The following is an 18,696-nucleotide window of genomic DNA, read 5'->3' on the forward strand; positions in this document are numbered from 1 at the left end:
CCAGTGGAGCGATTTCTGTCTCAACGGACCCGCCCCCGACGCACCTCTTGGGGCGATGCATCGGGAGCAGGAAAGGGTTAGTCGCTGTAGGCCGAACCGTCCTTACGAGCGGCAGCTATGGCTTGGGCGTGGCCATGGAACACGTGCCATTCACCCTTGGCGGCAGCCCTGCGGAGCGCCGGGTAATCCGCCTCGTCGACATGCTCGAAGTAGGTCTGAAGGTTCAGCCCATGCTGCCGCAGCACGTTCCTATCGAGGTGCTGACTGAACGCAGTCTCGACCACAGCCGCCTCAACCTCCTCGATCCCGAAGGCTTCACCCACAGGTATCTCTCCGGTCGCGACGTAGGCGTCCACGATGAATTGCTGCTGGGTGTCACTATGGGTGTCCCTGAAGCGGTCAAGGCTCTGATCGGCCATGCGCACAAACTCGGCATGTTGCTTCTCTTCTTTCTGGTCCTCGGTCAGTTCCTCGGTATCGTTGGCCTCGTCAGCCACGGTAGGCAACGGAGCGGCATCACCCGCCCCGTCACTCTCGGCCCCCGTGGTTACCTGAAAGACGAGCCGTATGGCGTCAGCGCCACATTTACAGCCGCGACGTAATCCGCCCGCCCGATTTCGCCACGGGCAAGCATGTCCTTGGCCTGCTGTGGTCCAAGCTGGATGCCGCCGATGGTCACCGGAAGCTGGTCGACAAGGGCTTGCGGTGCCGCGTTGAATGCGCCTGCACTTGCTGCCGCTACCTGTGCCTTCTGGCCGTCGTTTAGCGCCTGCCCGGTGTTGATGCCCATTCGCTTGGCCTGCATTTGCTGATTGGCCCGAAGTCCGGCCTCCGTCTGGGCCGCGATCCGCTCTTGGAACGCTGCCTCCTGCCGGTCCTTCTCGGCCTGCTCATGGTCGCGCCGCATCTGGTCCACGCGGTCTTCAAGGCCCTGTCGGTCCCGTGCTTCCTGTCCGCGAATGTCGATCTGGTTGCTGTTGATCTGGAGCCCGGAGGCCTTGCTGAAATCGTTCATGGTGTTCGTTCCTTCTGGTCGTGATGGATCGCCCCGGCGCGTCATTGCTCCGGGTGCGGTATGTCGGTCTTGGTGGTGGCTGGGTCAGCGCCTTGGCGTGAACCCAAAGGTCATCGTCTGCGGGCCTTCAGGACGCGCGCTAAGGCCGGTTGGGGCAGTTGCTCCGGTAAGACCATCGCTGCCTCCGGCGACCCTTCCACGCGGCGCTGTGGGTCTCACAGACATCTCGGCAATACGCCGTGCGACTGCCACAGCCTCAAGCTCGGGATAGCCATAGACTTCAAAGCATCGTTCAGCAGCCGTGTTGAAGCTCTGGGTCCATTCGATGCCGATCCCCAGCAGCCTGCGGTCGAGTTGCGACACGGTCTCCCAGTCGTCGGCCTTGATCCATTCGACCAGAGCCAGAGCCGCTTCCCGCGTGGGATAGGTCGCCACCCAGTCCCGCCGCCTGATGTCGTCAAGGGTCAAAGCGGGCATTCCGGTCGTTGCGCCACGTTAGCGGCCCGTGCTTCACGATTAGCGGCAGATGGTCGTGGAACGTTTCGCCATGCTCGCTGCCGGCTGTTGATGCCTCCAGCATGTCCAGTACCGTGGGGCAGTCGCGCGACGGATGCCGAACCGGCAACCCGTTCAGCCAATCCAGCGCGTCCTGTTCGACATTCCCGCCGAGACCGGCCTTTTCCGCGTCTTTGCCGACCAGCCGCTTCAGTTCCATGTTCAGCATCGAACGGCTGGTGATGTACGCGCGGCTGGTCCATTCGCCGGTCGGGCTGGTGCCGCGCCTGCGGGTCCGCTTGGTCTCGACCGCCTGAATGATCCACTCACGGTCTGTCTCGACAACGCGGATTGCCGACGTGATCTTGCGGATGGCCTCAGCCATTGGCCTGACTGCCTTCCGCCTTGGCCCTGACTTCCTTCCGCCACTCAGCGAACAGCGTCCGCATGTCTTTCCGCTTCTGGTTGATGGTGTCGCGGTTCCGGTAATAGGCCGCATTGTCGATTTCCCGGTTGCGCTCTCGGTTCGCCTCACGCCATTTGCGCTTGTGTTCACGCCACTGCCGGCGCGTTGCTTCGTCCTGCATTTCTCAGGTCCTTTCTGCTGTCGTGTTGATGCTGTGGCCGGGCCTCTCAGGGTCCAGCCTGTACAATCTGTACACCGTAGTGTTTGTACACTTGAGGGTCCCTTAGAACTCCTCGTCGGTCTCCTTGGGCAGGAACCCTTGCAGTTCCCCGACCACCTCAGGAAGCCGCCTTCCGAAGTACGTAGCGAGGGCCATAGCGGCAATCTCGGGGTCTCGTAACAGTCGCCCCGAGAACGTCTTCGCAAGCGTATCGGCAAACCGATCTGCTACCTGTTGCTTCCATTCTTCAGGGTCCAATCCGTCCACCCCGTTCATGTCTTTCCCTTCCGCCGCTTTCCTCGCCTTGAACCACGTCACGTAGTTCCCGGCGTCCACCACCCCCAATGCCTTCTTGGCTTTCCTCATGGTGGCCACCTGTGACGTCGAGGTCCCCGACGCCTCCGCAACCTCGGCCTTGCTGTATCGGTCCAGCACGACAAGCCGCCATGCGAAGTCCTGCCGCTCACTGGAGGACATCGGCAGCTTGGCCTTGGCGTTCGCTTTGCCTGCCTCCAGAACGGCCTCCTCGGGGGTTCCCTCGAAGTACACCGTGGGGATGCTGTCATTGCCCACCCGCTGGTACGCTTCGTGCCGGTGGTGCCCGTCGATCAGGACATAGCCGTCCCCGGCAACCATCACGGTCACCGGGTCGAGGTCCTTCCGGCTCCTGAGGAGCTTCACAAGGTCGGATAGATGCCGCTCATCCATCCCGCCGCGTGGCTGGAATAGGTCTGGCAGCACCCTCACGCCACCAAGCGGCAATCTGTCGGGCCTGCTGAGGTTGTCCTGGCGGGACCCTGATAGTTCTATGAGGCCGGCCAATGCCTCAGCCGCTCCTGTGATCATGTTCACCTTTCAGATTGTTGTTGTATGAGGGAACCCGCCACCCTGAACCGTCCAGTCCAAAAGGGGAGGACAGATAGGGGCACACACGGCCTCACATCTACCGACCGGCCACAGCCACCGCGCGCCACGACCCCGGAAGGGAACAGAGCAGGCAGCGGGAGAACGCTTGACAGATCGGTAGGTGAGAAGCCGTGAGGAGAGGGTGTTTCTTTCCGAACAGGTGGGGCTTATCCGCCCAAGTAACCTCTATCGGCCCATCTGAGCATCCCTGAAGATTTCCTGCAGTTCGTCGTCCAATTCTTCCTTGCTCTTCTGAACGTATTTCCCTTCATCTGGCCTGCTTTCTGGGAGGAAATGGTCCTCTATTTCATCGATGCTATCGCCCATCCCCGGCTGTCTTCCATCCCATGTCTGATACTCGGAGGTTCCCGCCGAGAAGCTCCGCGCCATTACTCGCTCCATCACCATGATCTGGATGGCACCCGCCGACCGCTTGGCCTTCACCATCTCGTCAATCTCGACCATCATCGGCTTGTAGACTTCCCAGTCGGCGCGCCATGCCCGAAGTTGCCCACGTGCCCAATAACGGAGCGCCTTGCGTATCCGCTCGCGTTTCACCGCGCGGCTTTCCTCTCCGGTCTTTGGGAACTTGGCTTTCACGACATCCTTGAAGTCCCAGCCGTCATGCTCCCATCCCGCCTGGAACCGCTTCGGTCCGGCGTATTCATAGCGCCCTGACTTACCGCCAAGGAACTTCCTTCCCTTCGTCACTGCATTCTCTCCTGTGCTATTGCCGCTGAGGCTGTTTCCTTGAGCACGCTCTGCACGGTCGCTGTGGAGTATCCCACGGCGGCGGCAATGGCCCTCAGGGATGCTCCCTCCGCCCTCATGCCACGTACTCTCTGTTCAATCTCTTGGGTCACCGTCTTGGGCCTGCCAAGGTGGTCCCCTCGGGCCTTCGCCTTGGCGATGCCTTCCATCTGCCGCTCCTTCCTGAGGGCGGTCTCAAACTCTGCGATGCTGGCGAGGATGCCAAACATCAGCTTGCCATGCGGATTGGTCGTATCGAGCGACGGGTCGTTCAGCACCCGGAACCCGACCCCCCGCTTGTCGAGGTCTTCCACAATCTGGTGGAGGTGCGCCGCTGATCTCGCCAGTCGGTCGACCTTGCTGACCACCAGCGTGTCACCCTTCCGAACGAACCTCAGCGCCTCGGCCAGCTTCGGCCTGTCATTGTCTAGCCCTGACAGCCGGTCTTGAAACAGGTGGTCATCGGTCACCCCTGCCGCCTTTAACTGGTCGATCTGGACTGCTGTGTTCTGGTCGGTCGTGCTGACCCGGGCGTAACCAACGATTGCCATGATGTGAACTATCTCCTAAGAGCCAATGTTCACGACCATTACCTCACGCTAAGTTCACATGTCAACGGCGCTGTGAGAAAAAGAATACCTTTGTTCACTCCACCAGCGGGCAGCCTCCCGGCGGTGTAATCGAACCGAAGGGGGGACGGGGGGTCCTGGCGCGTGCCAGTTATCCGATCTCCCGCGCACATTTTTCTACCAAATATTCCCGGGGGATTGTGATCATCCCTGCTTGCAGTCTTCTGAGTTAAAGAGAACTGTGCAAACAAGATGGGACGGAGGGATGAATGGTTGACATTGTTTACACGACAGTACCGGGAAAAATCAAAACCCTTCTGACAAAAATCAGAGGAGCGGGTGTCCCCTCAAAGGTTACTCAGAAGTGGCTCAAGGGGATTGGGTTCAATTCCAGCAACGATGGAACGCTGATCCCCGTCTTGCGCGTTGCCGGCCTGATCGACGGCCATGCCGTCCCCACACCCAAGTGGTCCGAGTACCGAACATCTAAGCATCGTTCGGTCTTAGGGGGAGGAATTAAGTCTGGCTATTCCGAACTATTTGCCGTCTACCCGGATGCCAACAAAAGAAGCAATGCGGAACTGGAAAATGTCTTCGCCTCAAGTTCGTCGGTGGGAAAGCAGGCAATCTCCAAGACCGTAAGCACGTTCAAAACGCTCGTTGAGGAGGCCGATTTTGAGGACGCGGCTGAGCCTCAAGACCACCCCGGCCATGATACACCGGCAAAGCGCCAGCCTGCTTCCGCCGCCCCGGCGCAACTTCAGCGGCCCAACCCGGCTTCGCCCTCCCTTCACATCGACATTCAGGTCCACATCTCATCCGATGCCTCCCTCGAACAGATCGACAAGGTCTTTTCGAGTATGGCAAAGCACCTATACGGAACTGCCTCTTAATGGCTGCCGACGTCACCAATTCGATCCGGCTTGCGAAGGGCATTACAAGCGAGATTGACGCTGTTTTGGGACCGCCCGAGACCGGCCTCCCGTCAGAACGCCAGCTTGTCGTGCCGATGTCACTTGTTAGGGGCACTCGGGGCTACATCGAGAAGGTGGCGAACCAAATCAACGGCACTTACGAGCATGGCTGGTACGACGCGAGCGCGGTAATGATTAGGCGACTACTTGAGACCCTGATCATCGAGGCGTTCGAGGCACACAAAATCGCTGATCGGATCAAGGGACCATCCGGGGATTTCCTGTTTCTTCGTGACATGATCGAGAAGGCGTTGAAGGAGCAGACGTGGAACCTCGGACGAAACTGCAAAGCAGCACTGCCGCGTCTCAAGGACGTCGGTGACAAGTCCGCCCACAGTCGTAGGTTCATTGCTCAGGTTTCGGACGTGCAACAGTTGCTGCCTGAAATTCGAGTTGTGGTGCAAGAGCTTCTATTCCTTGCCGCGCTGTCGAAATAGCGCTCCCGGGCGGCGGCAACTTCACGGCCTTCACGCACGCCACCTTCTGTTCATCGCTCGGTCCTCCCGAGTAAACCCCGAAGGTGATCGACTTGCGTCCCTCGACGTGCCCGACAACAGCCGCCACGGTTGTCTCAGGTATGCCCGCCTGTTCTGCCTGAGAGACGAACCAGCGCCGGAACGAATGGAAGTTGACCAAGCTCCTGCGCCTGCCGTCCCGCTTGTCGTCGACACCACAAGCCACCCGGTAGCGCGTGAACCGTTTGGTCGTCACCGCCGCCGCGTCCCGTTCGTTGGCCAATTCATGGAACAGCCAATCCCCGGGCTTCTTGTCCTTCGTCCGGCTCCCGACCAGCTTGGTCAGCCCCGAGTGTATCGGCACCCGCCGCACCCCGGCCTGTGTCTTCGCGTCCCGTATGTCGAACCATCCCCCGGCGCATTGCCCGACCCGAAGCGTCACGATCTCCTCCAGGCGCATTCCAGACAGCGCCCCGATCAACGCCGCGTCCTGAAGCTGGTGGTCGAATTGTCCCGCCTCCCTGTCGCCACTGTCGAGCTGCTCACCATACAGCACCGCGTTCAATTCCTTCGGGGTGAATGGTCGTTCCCCCTGCGTGGCCTCGGCAGAGCCCTTCTTGCGCCGCTGGGGCTGTAGCTGGCGGTCCCATGGATTGCCGCTCTGCTCGGTGTCGACGAGGCCGCGCCGCGCCAGATAGTCCCAATAACCCCGCACCGCCGAAAGGTGCTTCTTGGCGGTCTTCGGGTGCATCTCGGCGATCTCCTCCGAGACGTACCGGCCCGCGTTCTTGCGGTCGATGTCGGCCAGCCTGAGGGCCTTCTCGGCGCACCATCGGGCAAACCGCTTGACCAGTCCTCGCCACTCAGCGGTGGTCTTATCGGCGAGCTTGGCCTCCTTCAGGTATGCCTCAAGGTGCTGATCGACGGGCACCTTCCCAGACACGGCAGCATCGAACAGCTTCCGTTCCTTGCCCCTGTAATGGTCACGCTCGTCCTCGGCGGCGCTCACAGCGTCGTGCAGCGCGTCGGTATCTCCTGCATCTTGAAGGGTTTTGATCGCTTCCCGAACGATGGCACCCCGCGAGGTCGCGTCGATCTGCTCCGGTGTCACCGCTTCCCCGGCCTTGATGGCCTTGAATAGGTCGAGGGCTGTCCGCTCTCTCGCGTCTCGCCTTTCCATTGCAACCCGGATGTCCCCGGTTTCGAGGCTTTCCACGATGGCCGTGCGGCGCTTGAACTCATGGCGAGCCGCCTCCGGTATCGCCATCTTGAACCACCACGTTCGCCCCCTCAGCGAGAGGTGCCGCCGCGCTCTGCCCTTGAAACCTGCCATGCTTAGACCATCCACTTAGACCAATTCCAAGGGGCGATTACCAAGCATAATCAACTATTTCAAGGGCATACGGCTGTTTGGCGTCTAATCCCGCTCTCTCCGCCACTATCAAGCCCTTGAAACCGCCTGCGATTTCCCACCCCAGCGGGTGCGGCTGACTTTGCTTCACATGCTCGCCCTGGGTTCATGGCGGATTGCCGGCTTGCTCGCCAAGCCAGGCGCAGAAATGCCGCGGAGCGATCCGGCGGTCGCCGTCACCTGTTCAACCGCCAGAGTTTCAAAGGCGTAGCCGGACCTCTGTCTTCACTCTTCGTGCCCCATCTGTCACCGTCGCAACCAACGCGTTAGTGCCGCCTGGTGCGGTCTCAGGTCGCAGATGAGGTAATTCCATGAATTATAACGATATCGACCTCAATCTATTGCGGGTCTTTGACGTGATGATGCGGGAAAGGAGCGTCACGCGGGCGGCTACCGAATTGGGCAGAACACAATCCGCTGTAAGCCACTCCCTGTCGAAGCTTCGGTATCTATTGCAGGATGAATTGTTCACCAGAGATGGCGGCGAGATGCGGCCAACTCCCCGGGCAGTTGAGCTGCTGTCGAATATTTCCGCCGCACTCGCAACGATCCGCGCATCGATCGACCGGCATCAGATCTTCAATCCAGCAACGACGCGGCGCAACTTTCGCGTTGGACTTACAGATTATCATGCCATGGTTTTCATCCCGGGCCTCATTCGAGAATTTTCCAGGCAAGCTCCTGGCGCGACGCTGAACGTCATTCCCGCAAACGGACCCGAAATCGGTTCATCGGTCTATCTGAGACAAGTTGACTGCGCGCTGACGGGAGCAGCGATACGCGACGACCCAGGTCTCTTGAAGGTGGAGCTTGGCCAGGACCGATTGTTTTGCGCAGTGTGGAGCGGAAGCAAGATCGCCAGAAGCGCAATGACGCTGGAAACCTATCTGGCCAGTTCCCACCTCCAGATTTCCGCAGATGGCCTGGCGGAAGGCCTCGCGGATGCCGCCCTCAAACAGATGGGTCTTCGCCGCAATGTCGTTGCGACCATCTCGAACTATCCGGTGCTGCCCTGGGCGCTTCGCGGCACTGAACTGATTACCCATTGCGGTGATGCCATCCGGAAAAAAATGCTGGATGAGAGGAGTGAGGTGACGTTGGTCCCGCCACCCCTTCCGATAGCGAATGTGAATGCCTGGCTTATTGTTCACCGCCAGATGGCGAATGACCCGGGAACCAGGTGGCTCCGGGAAATCATCGTGGGAATCTACAACGAATCGCGGAGCAAGAGACACCAAGGCACCGTCGGAGCACCGGGGTCGGCCGTAAAATAGGTCGCGCGCGCTGCTTCACCACTCAACCGCTTTTCAGCTGGGAGTGCTTCGCAACTATGAGCAGCGCTCATTTTCACCATGAGAACAATCGATTTGACGAATACTTGGGCTGGAGAGCACATTCCCTTCAACAATAACAGGGGAATGCCGAAATGAGATCAACGTTCAAGGGCCTACTTGCCCTCGCCATCGCGTGCACCGCCTCCTCGGCGTGGTCCGCAACCCTCGATAATGTCAAGAAAAATGGCGTGCTGACCTGTGGCACGAATTCGGCCACGGCTGGCTTCAGCCTTCCCGACAATGAAGGCAAATGGACCGGATTTGTCGTCGATTATTGTCGCGCCGTGGCCGCTGCCGTGCTCGGGGACGCGCAAAAGGTCAAGTTCATCCCATTGACGCCAAAGGATCGCTTCACCGCCTTGCAGTCGGGAGAGATCGACATTCTCGCCCACAACGCAACCTGGACATCGTCCCGCGATACGTCGCTAGGCATACTGTTTGCCGGCACGTATTTCTATGACGGCCAGGGGTTCATGGTGCGCAAGGCGGACAATATCACGTCAGCCAAGGGACTTGACGGCGCATCGATATGCGTCACCCAGGGCACCACGACCGAGTTGAACCTTGCCGATTATTTTCGCTCGCAGTCGATCAAGTACACGACGGTTGGTTTCGCAGACGAGGAAGCTGTAGTGAAGGCTTATGAGGAGGGACGTTGCGACGTCTTGTCCGCAGACACCTCCACCTTGAACGCGTCGCGGCTTCGCATGGCCAAGCCGGACGACAGCATTGTTCTTCCCGAGCTGATCTCCAAGGAGCCGCTTGGCCCGGCCGTGCGGCAGGGTGACGACCAGTGGCTCAATGTGGCGAAGTGGACGCTCTACGTCATGGTGGCCGCGGAGGAATACGGGGTCACCTCCAAGAACGTCGATGCCATGAAATCGTCGGACAACCCCAGCATCCGCCGCTTGCTTGGCGTGGACGGCAGCATAGGCAAGGACATCGGGCTCGGCGATAACTGGCCGGTCGAGGTGATCAAGCAGGTCGGCAATTACGGCGAAGTGTTTGATCGCAATGTCGGCAAGGATTCGCCGCTGAAAATGGAGCGCGGCATGAACGCGCTCTGGAACCAAGGCGGCGTTCAATACGCTCCGCCGATCCGCTAACGCATGTCGCTCAAAAATGGCCCCGGTTTTGAGACACGACATGCATAACGAAGACCCTAAAGCGCGTCGCCTGAGTCCGTTCAATGGCGACGCGCTTTAGGCAAAGGCATGGTTGCAAGGCGCTGGCGTGTTACCGTCAGCGCCTTGCACGGACCCGATAGGAACAGCCCATGTCCCATTTGTCGCTTCCCGCGCCGTCGCGCAGGAGGTTGTCGCTGCACGATACGAAGGTGCGGGGCATCTTCTACCAGCTCTTGCTCGCCGGCTGCCTGCTGGCCTTGGCCCTGGGCATCGGCATGCAGACTGCATCGAATATGCGGGTCCGGGGGATTCCGCTCTCATTCGACTTTTGGAATGAGTCTGCCGGCTTCGACATCAATCAAACCCTGATACCGTACGATGCATTGTCCAGCTACGGTCAGGCGTTCTGGGTGGGAGTGGTCAACACCCTCTACGTCAGTGTCCTCGCAATCCTGTTTGCGACCTTGCTTGGCTTCGTCATCGGCGTTGCCCGCCTGTCGCCGAACTGGATCGTTTCGAAGGTGGCGACCGCCTATGTCGAGCTTGTGCGCAATGTTCCGTTATTGCTGCAGCTGCTGTTCTGGTACAACGCCGTCCTCAAGCCGTTGCCCTCGCCGAAGGCGTCCATCGCCATTCCCGGCGGCATCTACCTCAACAATCGCGGCCTCATCGTTCCGGAGATTCATTTGCATCCGGGAGCGGGTCTGGTGGGCCTGGCATTCGTTGCGGCCATTTCCTGCTGCGTTGCATTCTGGTTTCGCGCCAGGAGCGTCCAGAGACGGACGGGCAAGCAGCTGCCGGTGCTTCTGGTCAGTCTGGCGATCTTGACAGGATTTCCGTTGGTCCTTTTCCTGGCGGCTGGCGAGCCGGTCTCGTTCGTCGCTCCGCAGCTGCGGGGTTTCAATTTTCAAGGCGGGCATCAGCTCTATCCGGAGTTTGCCGCTCTCCTGATCGGTCTGTCGGTCTACACCGGTTCATACATCGCCGAGATCGTGCGAGGTGGAATCCAGGCAGTGCAAAAGGGCCAGACCGAGGCTGCGCATGCGTTGGGGCTGGCGCCGGGCAAGACGCTTCGTCTGGTCGTCGTTCCCCAGGCGCTGCGCATCATCATTCCCCCTTTGACAAGCCAGTATCTCAACCTCATCAAGAACTCGTCGCTTGCCGTGTTCATCGGCTATCCCGACCTCGTTCAGATCTTTGCCGGCACGGTGCTCAATCAGACCGGAGCCGCCGTCCAGGTCATGGCGATTACTCTGTCGGTCTATCTCGTCATCTCCCTTGCCACGTCGTTGGTCATGAACGCGTGCAACCAACATTTTGCAATTGTTGAAAGGTGACGGATGAGCGATCAGTCCATGCGTTCGCCAATTGTGATCAGCGCGCTCATACCAGCCATGGCGCCTCCCGCGGACGTTCGACCGGGTCCAGTGAGCTGGATGAAAAAGAACCTGTTTTCGACGCCGTCTTCAGGCGCGCTGACAATATGCTTTGTCCTCCTCGCCACGTGGCTGCTGCATCACTTCCTGAGCTTTGCGATCTTCAACGCGGTCTGGAGCGGCGGCCATGAAGCTTGCCGTGCGAACAGCCAGGGGGCTTGCTGGCCTTTCATCGCCGAGAAGTTCGACTACCTGCGATACGGCGCGTATCCGGTTTCCGAGCGGTGGCGCGTGGACCTTGCGCAGGCGATCGGCGCCATCCTCATCGTTTGGCTCCTGTGGACGAAGGCTCCGCGGCGCAAAGTGGCGGCGTTGCTGTTCTTCCTCGTCTACCCCGTGGCCGCGTTCGTTCTCGTGCGCGGCGTTGCCTGGCTTCATTTGCCTGTCATCGATACGACGCTCTGGGGCGGTCTCTTGATCACGTTGCTGATGTCGATCGTGGGTATCGTCTTCTCGCTTCCGATCGGGGTTGTCCTGGCGCTTGGACGCAGGTCGGAACTCCCTTTCGTCAAGACGGTTTGCGTCACGTTCATCGAAGTCGTCCGCGGCGTGCCGTTTATCACAGTGTTGTTCATGGCGAACTTCATGATGCCGCTCTTCGTCCCGGATTATCTGACGCCTGATCGACTGTTGCGCCCGCTCATCGCGATAGCGTTGTTCTCGTCCGTCTATATGGCCGAGGTCGTGAGAGCCGGCCTTCAGGCGATCCCGAAGGGCCAACACGAAGCGGCCAAGGCGCTCGGGATCGGCTACTTCGACATGATGCGCCTGATCGTCCTCCCTCAGGCGTTGACGATCGTCATACCGAGCATCGTCTCGACCTTCATCGGTCTGTTCAAAGACACGACTCTGGTCGCCATCGTCGGCATCGCGGATTTCCTGAAGGCCGTTGAAACGGCGCGCGTCGATCCGAACTGGGCAGGCCCGACGATCTCATCAACCGGCTACCTCTTTGCGGGGTTGGTCTACTGGAGCTTTTGCTTCGGCATGTCGCGTTACTCGCAATCTATGGAGCGCCAATTGGCGCGTGGCCACAAATCCTAGGAGGCGCTGATGATGCCACAAGCAATGCCCGCGGCAAGGTGACCATCAAATGGCTTGTGCAGACACGCCCGCATCGGCGCTTGGGCAACGACATATCGCGGGAATAGATTTCGACCAGATCCACGACCGTCAGCAGTTCGGATCCGTCAAATGGGCCAACCAGTGGGACGAGTTCTCTCCTCAGGTCGAGGGCCAGGACCTGCTGTCGCTGTGGACGGCGGATATGGATTTCCGCGCTCCGGAAACCGTCATCGCGCGACTGCGCGAGGCCGCGGAGCATGGCATTTACGGCTACACACGCCGCGATCCGCGCCACTATGAGATCGTGCAATCGTGGTTCGCGCACCGGCACAACTGGTCGCCGAAACTGGAGACCTTGCTTCCCGCGCCGGCGATTATGCCGTCGGTGGCTGCGATACTGCGAACCTTCACCAAGCCCGGTGACGGCGTCATTGTGCAGTCGCCCGTGTACTCGCCCTATTTCGAAGTTGTTCAGGGAAACGGGCGGGTTCTGCTTACGAACCGGCTGAGGCTGCGGAACAACAGATATGAACTCGATCTGGAGGATTTCGAGAAACTGGCGGCCGGCGGTGCCAAGGCATTCCTGCTGTGCAATCCTCACAACCCTGCCGGAATGGCCTGGACACGCGAAGAATTGGCGGCGCTCAACGACGTCTGCGAGCGCCATGGCATCCTGGTCATATCGGACGACATTCACTGCGACATAAGGTTGTCGGATCGCCCCCACATCGTCTTCTCCTCCATCTCGGAAGATGCTGCGGAGAAATCGTTCATCTGCACCGCTCCAACGAAGACTTTCAATCTTGCCGGGGTTCCTTCGGCAACGATTTCGGTAGCCAGCAAAAAGCGCCGCGAGGCGCTTCTTGCCGCAATGCAGGCGTCATTCATGGTGAATGCGAACTTTTTCGGCCGCCTGGCCCTGGAGGTTGCTTACAGCAGTGGCGCGCCGTGGCTCGACCAACTCACGCGCTACATCGCCGGCAACATCGATCTGGTTTGCGAGTTCGCCGGTGAACACCTTCCAGGCATCACGCCCATGCGGCCCGACGCATCGTTTCTGGTGTGGTTGGACGCGTGCGCGCTCGATGGCCGAGTGGGTGGAATTCAGAAATTCTTTGTCGATCGGGCCGGGGTTAATCTCTATGACGGCCGCGTCTATGGGCCTGGCGGCGAAGGCTTCATTCGCCTGAATGTCGGCTGCCCGCGTCCCCTGTTGCGCCAAGGGCTGGAGCGCATGTCCAGCGCGCTGGCATCCCTGTGATCGAGCGCCAGGGTGCTTCGGATTCGAGCCTGGTACTTGATGCCGGCAGCCGGTAAGGAAACGTCCGAGGGCCGACGAGCCGGGTGGCCCGCAAGTCCGGATTCCATAGCCGTGCCGGACACGACCCTCAAGCCAAGGTCGACATGTCCAGCTTGATCGCCGCTACCATTTCACAGCGAACCCGAGCTTGGCGCCCAGGGCGTGGCTATCGCCAAAATCCTTGAGGCTTGTCCGCGCTGTCCCTTCTCCGAAGACGGCGTAGCGACCGTCCGCCCAGCTCAGCGAGCCACCAAGGCCGACACCGCCCCACAGCGCCTGATTTTCGCTGACCAGTTTCGTGCCAGACACATCGACATCATTTCCGTCGAGGAAGTCGTAGTAAAGGTTGCCGAGCCCGTAAATGTGCGTGCGGCTGACTTGCCCCGCATCGTCCACCCACTGGTCTTCATAGTCCGCGGAGAGGCCGAGGCGGCCGACGAGACTGTTGCTGCTGCCGGGCGACACGACGGCGCCAAACGGGTCGGTGAACGCGTCGAAGTCGACCGAGGAATAGGCAAGCTGGGCCTGCGGCGTCAGCGACCAGTTGCCGTTGAGGGCGATCGTCTGTCCGGTCTCCACGCTCAGCCCGTAGCCGAAACCGTTGTTGCCGTCCGCAAGCGTGGTGCCCAGCGTGGCCGACCGGATGTCACTGTCATACCATGTCGCCTCGGCCTGCGCGTCGACGTAGAAGCCACCGCTGCCGAACCAGGTGAGCGTGCTGCCGACGCCGTAGCCGGTGGCAGCGATCGACCCTGCCCCGAAGATCGAGGAGACGTCCGACGACGCGGTTCCGTAGTGGGCCGTAATCCCTCCGATCAGGGTACCGGCGTCGCTTTCGTGCAGCAGGCCATCGACGCCGGCCTGCAGCTTCCAGGTGGTCACGTCATAGTTCGTGCCGGAGGTCGACGTCTCCGGCTTGATCTCGGCATGGGCAGCTTCGATGCGCGCCCATATCGCCTTGCCGTCGACCGAGCCCTGGCCTGGCAGGTCCGCACCTTGCGGCGTAGCACCCTCGCCCCACGACCGATTGCCAATGCGTTGCTGCATGGTGCCCAGTTCATTGAACGCCTGCAGCACCCCTTCATAGGCCTCGTACAGCGGCACGCCGGGCGAATAGAGCGGCTGCGGATCGGGATCGCCGTTGACCAGGGCCGAGCGCAGATACCAATCGCCATCGGCCGGTGTGCTGACGCCGTTCTTGTAGAGCCTGTATGCGTAGGCGCCCGCGACGACCGCTGCATCGCCTTCGAAGGTATAATTGCCGTCGAGCGAGAAGCTGCCGTTCGAGGCGCCGCCGACGTCGACGATCTTGATGCCTCCGACCGTTTGGGCGCCCGACCCGCCGAAATTGACGACCTGAAGGGTACCAGTCCCTGACGTGTTGCCGGCGATCACCAGCATATTGGTCGGCGAACCGTCACCACCGAGCGCCGTGTTGAGGATGACGGCGCCGCCATTGCCGATATAGTCGCCGCTGACGGTAAGTGTGTCGCCTGGGTCGCCACCCGCGATGCGCACCGTTCCGGCGTTGCTCAGCCCCGCAATCGTCTGGGACGTGCCGGCAAGATCGAGCGTGGCGCCCGAGGCGACGGAAAACTGCGAGGAGGAACTGAACGCGTTCGCAGCGCCCGCGGCAAGGGTGCCGCCGCTGACCGTAGTGGCGCCGGTAAAGCCTGAGTTGTCCAACGCGAGCAGCAGCGTGCCTTGGCCGTCCTTGATGAACGTACCGGCGCCCGAGAGCACGCCGGCATAGCTGGCGGAGGCGACTTGGTCGAATGTGAAGGAGGCGCCGGCGCCGATCGCGACATCGCCACCGAAGCGCTCGGCTGCCGAGACGAGGCCGCCTTGATTGACGGTCCAGTCCAGCAGCGACGTGCCTGACAGCGTCAGCACGCCGGCGCCATCCTTCATCATTGCGCCGGTGCCGGAGATATCGCCGGCGAAGCTGGCGTCCGCCGCCTGGTCGAACACGACAGTGCCGGAATTGCCGATGTCGCCACGAATCGAGGTTGCATCGCCGACCAGCGTGCCAGCGCTGACCAACGTGTTGCCGCCATAGCTGTTCGTTCCCGTAAGCGTCAGCGTGCCGGCGCCGGTCTTGGCAAGGCTGCCAGCGCCAGAGATCGCACCGGACAAGGTCAGGTCGGCCACAGTGTCGAAGGTGCCGCCGGCCGACGAAAGCGTGACGTCGCGCGCCGAGCTGAACGCCGCTGTGTTGCGCAGCGTCCCGCCGGAGAGCGTCAGGCCGCCAGCGGCAACGCCAAGATTGTTGTCGGCTGAAACAGATAGCACGCCGCCCAGGACGGAGGTGCCGCCCGTGTAGGTGTTGGCGCCGGACAGCACCAGCGTGCCCGCATCGGTCTTGGTCAGGCTGCTGGTCCCGGTTAGCACGGAGGCGATGGTGGCGGTGTAACCTGCTCCGGCCACCGTGCCGTCGCCGACCCGAATGATGCTCTCGCCGCCAGCGCCATCAAGCGTGATGGCGTCGCCTTCGATGCCGTAGCCATCGGCGGCGAATTGCATTCCCGTAATCGCAAGCGCGCCGGCGCTGCCGTCGGCGATGACGGTGCCGCCGAGCGTCTGGAAGATGGCGAAGCCGGGCTGCGGCTTCATCGCGCCAGTTACCAGGCCGGTGCTCGTCGTCCAGTTCAGGCTTGTCGCCGTCCACGTGCCGTTGCCGCCGTCGACCAGATCATTGTTGGCGTTGCCGGCCGCGTCACCATCCCAGAAGAGCAAGTCGGTGCCGACGCTGCTGACGAGATTGACCTGGTTGGCGACGGAGGTCTGCACCGTCAGGTCGGCGGCCGTGACACCGGCCGGCAGATTGCCGAGCTCGAGACCATTGTCGGTGAGGGCGCCGCCATAATTGATGAGCCGGTAGACGCCAGGCCCGAAGCCGCCGACATCGGTGATGTTGAGGCTGCCGTCCAGCGTCAGCGCGCCGGTCACCTCGATCAGGTCGTTGACACCGCCGCCGACAATGCCCGCCTGGCCGAGCTCGTAGTCGAGCATAGAACCTGAGCTCAGGCTGAGCGATCCGACCGTAAGCGTGCCAGGGCTGGACCCCGGCGCCAGCACACCGCCATCGGCGACGATCACCGCGCCGCCGATCGAGCCGGAGCCGCCCAGCGTGCCGCCGCTGTTTACCGTCGTTTCGGTGCTGCCGAGCGAGCCCTCGACGATAAGCTTGCCGCTGTCGACGGTGGTGCGGCCGGAATAGGTACTGTCGCCCTTGAGCACCAGGGTGCCGGCGCCCTCCTTGTAGACGCCGCCCACGCCGCTCAGCTCGCCATTGGCGGTCAGCGTCGTACCCGCCGCCGCGCGGAAGTAGCCATAGGCGGAAGTGAGGTTGACATCGCGGCTCATGGCGAAGCTTGCTGTCGTGCCGAGTTCGCCGCCGTCGAGTGTCAGCAGGCCCGTCGCGGCACCCAGATTCTGGTCCGACGCGACCGAGATGCTTTTGCCGGTCCCGACCTTGGTGCCGCCGCTGTGGGTGTTGGCACCGGTCAGCGTCAGCGTGCCGAAGCCTTCGATGTCGACGCTGCCCGAGCCGGAGATATTTCCGCCGAAGGTGTGGGGGCCGAGGTCGAGAAACGAGACAGCGCCGTTGTCCAGGATGTCGCCACGGATCGCCACGGTGTTGCCGGCAAGCGTTCCTGCATTGACGATGTTGCCACCCGTATAGTTGTTGGACAAATTGCTGACGTTGAGCGTGCCGGCGCCGCTCTTGACCAGTGTGCCGGTGCCGGTCACCTGGCCTGACACGTCCAACTGCGTGCCTGCCACCGTGTCGAACCCGCCGGTCGAATTGATCAGGACATTGCGATTGGTGGCGAAGCTGGTGGTCGTGCGCAACGTGCCGCCGTCGAAGGTCAAGCCGCCCGAGAGGGCGCCCAGATTGTTGTCACTCGAAATTTGCAGGGTCCCGCCGGACAAGGTCCAAGGCGTGACGGCAGTTGTCGTCCCCGTTAGGGTCCAGATGCTGTTTCCGGTTTTCTCGTAGAACCCAAACCCGTCATATTTGGCGCCAGCGCCGATCTGCGACACACCGAAACTGGCGCTGATATCGCCACCCAGCTTGAATGTATCCGCGGCGCTGAAAGCGACCACATTGCCTGTGATGGTGGAGCCGGCCTGAATCTCCAGCGAATTGACACCGCCGGTGAACTGGATGGCTTTGCCGGCTGCCGGCGTTCCGCCACCGGTGCCGACGGCACCGCCGCTGATCGTACCCGCATTGATGACCGCGATGTTGGCGCCCTTGATCCCTGCGGCGCCATCGCCGCCTGCCAAGGAGCCCTGACCGCCACTGCCGCCAACGATCGTCGCACCTAGCTTGTTGATGACGGTTCCACCTGAAAGCAGCAGAACAGCGGCGCCACCGTCCCCACCGCCGCCGAGAACTGTTCTTCCACCGGCACCCCCGAGCAGATTCCCGCTGTTCTGGATTGTCCCGCCGCCCATCAGGACGATGGCAGCTGCGCCGCCGCCAGCACCTGCTTGGACCCCAATTGTGGAAAGACTCGTGCCGCCGGTAACGCTGCCGCCCGCCTCTACAAACACGTTTGCGGACGAGAATATGCCGACGCCGCCGCCACCGCTGCCGCTGTTGCCATTGGTCCCACCTCGGCCGCCAGTGCCACCACTCACCGATCCTGTGCCAGTGACTGTAACGTCGGCCGTGGCACTGACGCCCACACCGCCACCGCCACCGCCGCCGCTCCTGACGACGCCATTCGTGCCAGGGGAGCCCAAAGCGCCGGCCCCGCCGCTGATGCTGGTTGCAATGGTCCCGTCTGTCGAGATGACCAGACCCGTAGCACCAGTGGCACCGGCAACGCCATTTGGGTTGTTGGCTGTCCCACTTACCGCTCCCGATCCTCCTGGCGCCCCGTCACCCGTCGTGAGGTCAATGCCGCCACCACCGCCACCAGCGGTCGCGCCATTGGCGGCATTCTGACCCGTGGCACTCGCGAGCGCGCCGTCAACGCCACCTTGTCCAGCGCCTGCGCTGCTGCCATTGCCGCCATCGGCCCGAGCTGGCGCGGCGCTCAGCGCAAGGGCAACAGTTAGGATCGTCAAGGCGGAAGTGCCGGAGCGAAGCGACACGACTTGCGGCAAGCGCGCGAGATGCAAAACCCAAAACCCATCACGCGCAATCCGCTCCGCCATGCCTAAGCTCCCTGATTCCTGAGTGCGCGAAGGCAGCATGAAAGCTATTCGCCCGCAAGAA

The 18,696-nt window shown here is 61.5% G+C and carries 17 protein-coding genes; 7 read left to right on the forward strand and 10 right to left on the reverse strand.

Going from position 1 to position 18,696, the window contains the following annotated elements:
• Positions 1-77: 77 nt before the first annotated feature.
• From NKJ18_RS03205 to NKJ18_RS03240, 8 genes are all read right to left on the reverse strand, one after another.
• Complete coding sequence (locus NKJ18_RS03205; protein WP_023728450.1) at positions 78-497, reverse strand: hypothetical protein; 420 nt, start codon at positions 495-497, stop codon at positions 78-80.
• A gap of 50 nt (positions 498-547) precedes the next feature.
• The gene (locus NKJ18_RS03210) at positions 548-1,060 is read right to left on the reverse strand and encodes a hypothetical protein (protein ID WP_156941318.1); all 513 of its coding nucleotides are present in this window, start codon (positions 1,058-1,060) and stop codon (positions 548-550) included.
• Positions 1,061-1,099: 39 nt separating this feature from the next.
• The gene (locus tag NKJ18_RS03215; protein WP_352757792.1) at positions 1,100-1,483 is read right to left on the reverse strand and encodes a hypothetical protein; all 384 of its coding nucleotides are present in this window, start codon (positions 1,481-1,483) and stop codon (positions 1,100-1,102) included.
• The gene (locus NKJ18_RS03220; RefSeq protein WP_023728453.1) at positions 1,473-1,895 is read right to left on the reverse strand and encodes a hypothetical protein; all 423 of its coding nucleotides are present in this window, start codon (positions 1,893-1,895) and stop codon (positions 1,473-1,475) included. The genes NKJ18_RS03215 and NKJ18_RS03220 overlap by 11 nt, the downstream gene beginning before the upstream one ends.
• Positions 1,888-2,097, reverse strand: a complete 210-nt coding sequence (locus NKJ18_RS03225) for a hypothetical protein (RefSeq protein ID WP_023728454.1) — start codon at positions 2,095-2,097, stop codon at positions 1,888-1,890. The genes NKJ18_RS03220 and NKJ18_RS03225 overlap by 8 nt, the downstream gene beginning before the upstream one ends.
• Before the next feature lie 102 nt (positions 2,098-2,199).
• Positions 2,200-2,982, reverse strand: coding sequence for a ParB/RepB/Spo0J family partition protein (locus NKJ18_RS03230; protein WP_023728455.1), 783 nt, complete (start codon positions 2,980-2,982; stop codon positions 2,200-2,202).
• Positions 2,983-3,228: 246 nt separating this feature from the next.
• On the reverse strand, positions 3,229-3,753 hold the full coding sequence (locus NKJ18_RS03235) for a hypothetical protein (protein ID WP_023728456.1): 525 nt from the start codon (positions 3,751-3,753) through the stop codon (positions 3,229-3,231).
• Positions 3,750-4,343: a recombinase family protein gene (locus NKJ18_RS03240; RefSeq protein WP_023728457.1), complete on the reverse strand. Its 594-nt coding sequence runs from the start codon at positions 4,341-4,343 to the stop codon at positions 3,750-3,752. The genes NKJ18_RS03235 and NKJ18_RS03240 overlap by 4 nt, the downstream gene beginning before the upstream one ends.
• A 287-nt stretch (positions 4,344-4,630) precedes the next feature.
• Here NKJ18_RS03240 and NKJ18_RS03245 point away from each other — a divergent pair, with 287 nt between their 5' ends.
• Positions 4,631-5,254: a DUF5343 domain-containing protein gene (locus NKJ18_RS03245; protein ID WP_352757793.1), complete on the forward strand. Its 624-nt coding sequence runs from the start codon at positions 4,631-4,633 to the stop codon at positions 5,252-5,254.
• Complete coding sequence (locus NKJ18_RS03250; RefSeq protein WP_031237723.1) at positions 5,254-5,772, forward strand: DUF4145 domain-containing protein; 519 nt, start codon at positions 5,254-5,256, stop codon at positions 5,770-5,772. Before NKJ18_RS03245 ends, NKJ18_RS03250 begins: the two co-directional genes overlap by 1 nt.
• On the opposite strand, the gene NKJ18_RS03255 is transcribed toward NKJ18_RS03250, so the two are convergent.
• On the reverse strand, positions 5,681-7,123 hold the full coding sequence (locus tag NKJ18_RS03255) for a site-specific integrase (protein ID WP_050589206.1): 1,443 nt from the start codon (positions 7,121-7,123) through the stop codon (positions 5,681-5,683). The genes NKJ18_RS03250 and NKJ18_RS03255 overlap by 92 nt on opposite strands.
• 389 nt (positions 7,124-7,512) lie before the next feature.
• Between NKJ18_RS03255 and NKJ18_RS03260 the strand changes: the two genes are divergently transcribed.
• The 5 genes from NKJ18_RS03260 (at position 7,513) to NKJ18_RS03280 (ending at position 13,424) form a co-directional block, all read left to right on the forward strand.
• The gene (locus tag NKJ18_RS03260) at positions 7,513-8,475 is read left to right on the forward strand and encodes a LysR family transcriptional regulator (RefSeq protein WP_352757794.1); all 963 of its coding nucleotides are present in this window, start codon (positions 7,513-7,515) and stop codon (positions 8,473-8,475) included.
• Between the two features lie 152 nt (positions 8,476-8,627).
• A complete protein-coding gene (locus tag NKJ18_RS03265; RefSeq protein ID WP_023686475.1) occupies positions 8,628-9,641 on the forward strand; it encodes an amino acid ABC transporter substrate-binding protein in 1,014 nt (337 codons plus the stop codon).
• A 170-nt stretch (positions 9,642-9,811) separates the two neighbouring features.
• Positions 9,812-10,999, forward strand: coding sequence for an amino acid ABC transporter permease (locus tag NKJ18_RS03270; protein WP_352757795.1), 1,188 nt, complete (start codon positions 9,812-9,814; stop codon positions 10,997-10,999).
• Positions 11,000-11,017: 18 nt separating this feature from the next.
• Positions 11,018-12,142: an amino acid ABC transporter permease gene (locus NKJ18_RS03275; protein ID WP_502882036.1), complete on the forward strand. Its 1,125-nt coding sequence runs from the start codon at positions 11,018-11,020 to the stop codon at positions 12,140-12,142.
• 49 nt (positions 12,143-12,191) lie between these two features.
• The gene (locus tag NKJ18_RS03280) at positions 12,192-13,424 is read left to right on the forward strand and encodes a MalY/PatB family protein (protein ID WP_050591263.1); all 1,233 of its coding nucleotides are present in this window, start codon (positions 12,192-12,194) and stop codon (positions 13,422-13,424) included.
• Positions 13,425-13,586: 162 nt separating this feature from the next.
• Here the strand turns inward: NKJ18_RS03280 and NKJ18_RS03285 are convergent, their stop codons facing one another.
• Positions 13,587-18,635: an autotransporter outer membrane beta-barrel domain-containing protein gene (locus NKJ18_RS03285; RefSeq protein WP_352757796.1), complete on the reverse strand. Its 5,049-nt coding sequence runs from the start codon at positions 18,633-18,635 to the stop codon at positions 13,587-13,589.
• Positions 18,636-18,696 lie beyond the last annotated feature (61 nt).

Source organism: Mesorhizobium sp. M0217, assembly GCF_040321955.1.
Lineage (GTDB): Bacteria > Pseudomonadota > Alphaproteobacteria > Rhizobiales > Rhizobiaceae > Mesorhizobium.

Bases quoted from the DNA above. Each gene is read 5' to 3' on its own strand.
- NKJ18_RS03225 (WP_023728454.1), bottom strand. From the start codon at position 2,097: ATGCAGGACGAAGCAACGCGCCGGCAGTGGCGTGAACACAAGCGCAAA.
- NKJ18_RS03285 (WP_352757796.1), bottom strand. From the start codon at position 18,635: ATGGCGGAGCGGATTGCGCGTGATGGGTTTTGGGTTTTGCATCTCGCG.
- NKJ18_RS03245 (WP_352757793.1), top strand. From the start codon at position 4,631: ATGGTTGACATTGTTTACACGACAGTACCGGGAAAAATCAAAACCCTT.
- NKJ18_RS03275 (WP_502882036.1), top strand. From the start codon at position 11,018: ATGCGTTCGCCAATTGTGATCAGCGCGCTCATACCAGCCATGGCGCCT.
- NKJ18_RS03280 (WP_050591263.1), top strand. From the start codon at position 12,192: ATGGCTTGTGCAGACACGCCCGCATCGGCGCTTGGGCAACGACATATC.
- NKJ18_RS03255 (WP_050589206.1), bottom strand. From the start codon at position 7,123: ATGGCAGGTTTCAAGGGCAGAGCGCGGCGGCACCTCTCGCTGAGGGGG.
- NKJ18_RS03220 (WP_023728453.1), bottom strand. From the start codon at position 1,895: ATGGCTGAGGCCATCCGCAAGATCACGTCGGCAATCCGCGTTGTCGAG.
- NKJ18_RS03265 (WP_023686475.1), top strand. From the start codon at position 8,628: ATGAGATCAACGTTCAAGGGCCTACTTGCCCTCGCCATCGCGTGCACC.
- NKJ18_RS03210 (WP_156941318.1), bottom strand. From the start codon at position 1,060: ATGACGCGCCGGGGCGATCCATCACGACCAGAAGGAACGAACACCATG.
- NKJ18_RS03260 (WP_352757794.1), top strand. From the start codon at position 7,513: ATGAATTATAACGATATCGACCTCAATCTATTGCGGGTCTTTGACGTG.
- NKJ18_RS03240 (WP_023728457.1), bottom strand. From the start codon at position 4,343: ATGGCAATCGTTGGTTACGCCCGGGTCAGCACGACCGACCAGAACACA.
- NKJ18_RS03230 (WP_023728455.1), bottom strand. From the start codon at position 2,982: ATGATCACAGGAGCGGCTGAGGCATTGGCCGGCCTCATAGAACTATCA.
- NKJ18_RS03250 (WP_031237723.1), top strand. From the start codon at position 5,254: ATGGCTGCCGACGTCACCAATTCGATCCGGCTTGCGAAGGGCATTACA.
- NKJ18_RS03270 (WP_352757795.1), top strand. From the start codon at position 9,812: ATGTCCCATTTGTCGCTTCCCGCGCCGTCGCGCAGGAGGTTGTCGCTG.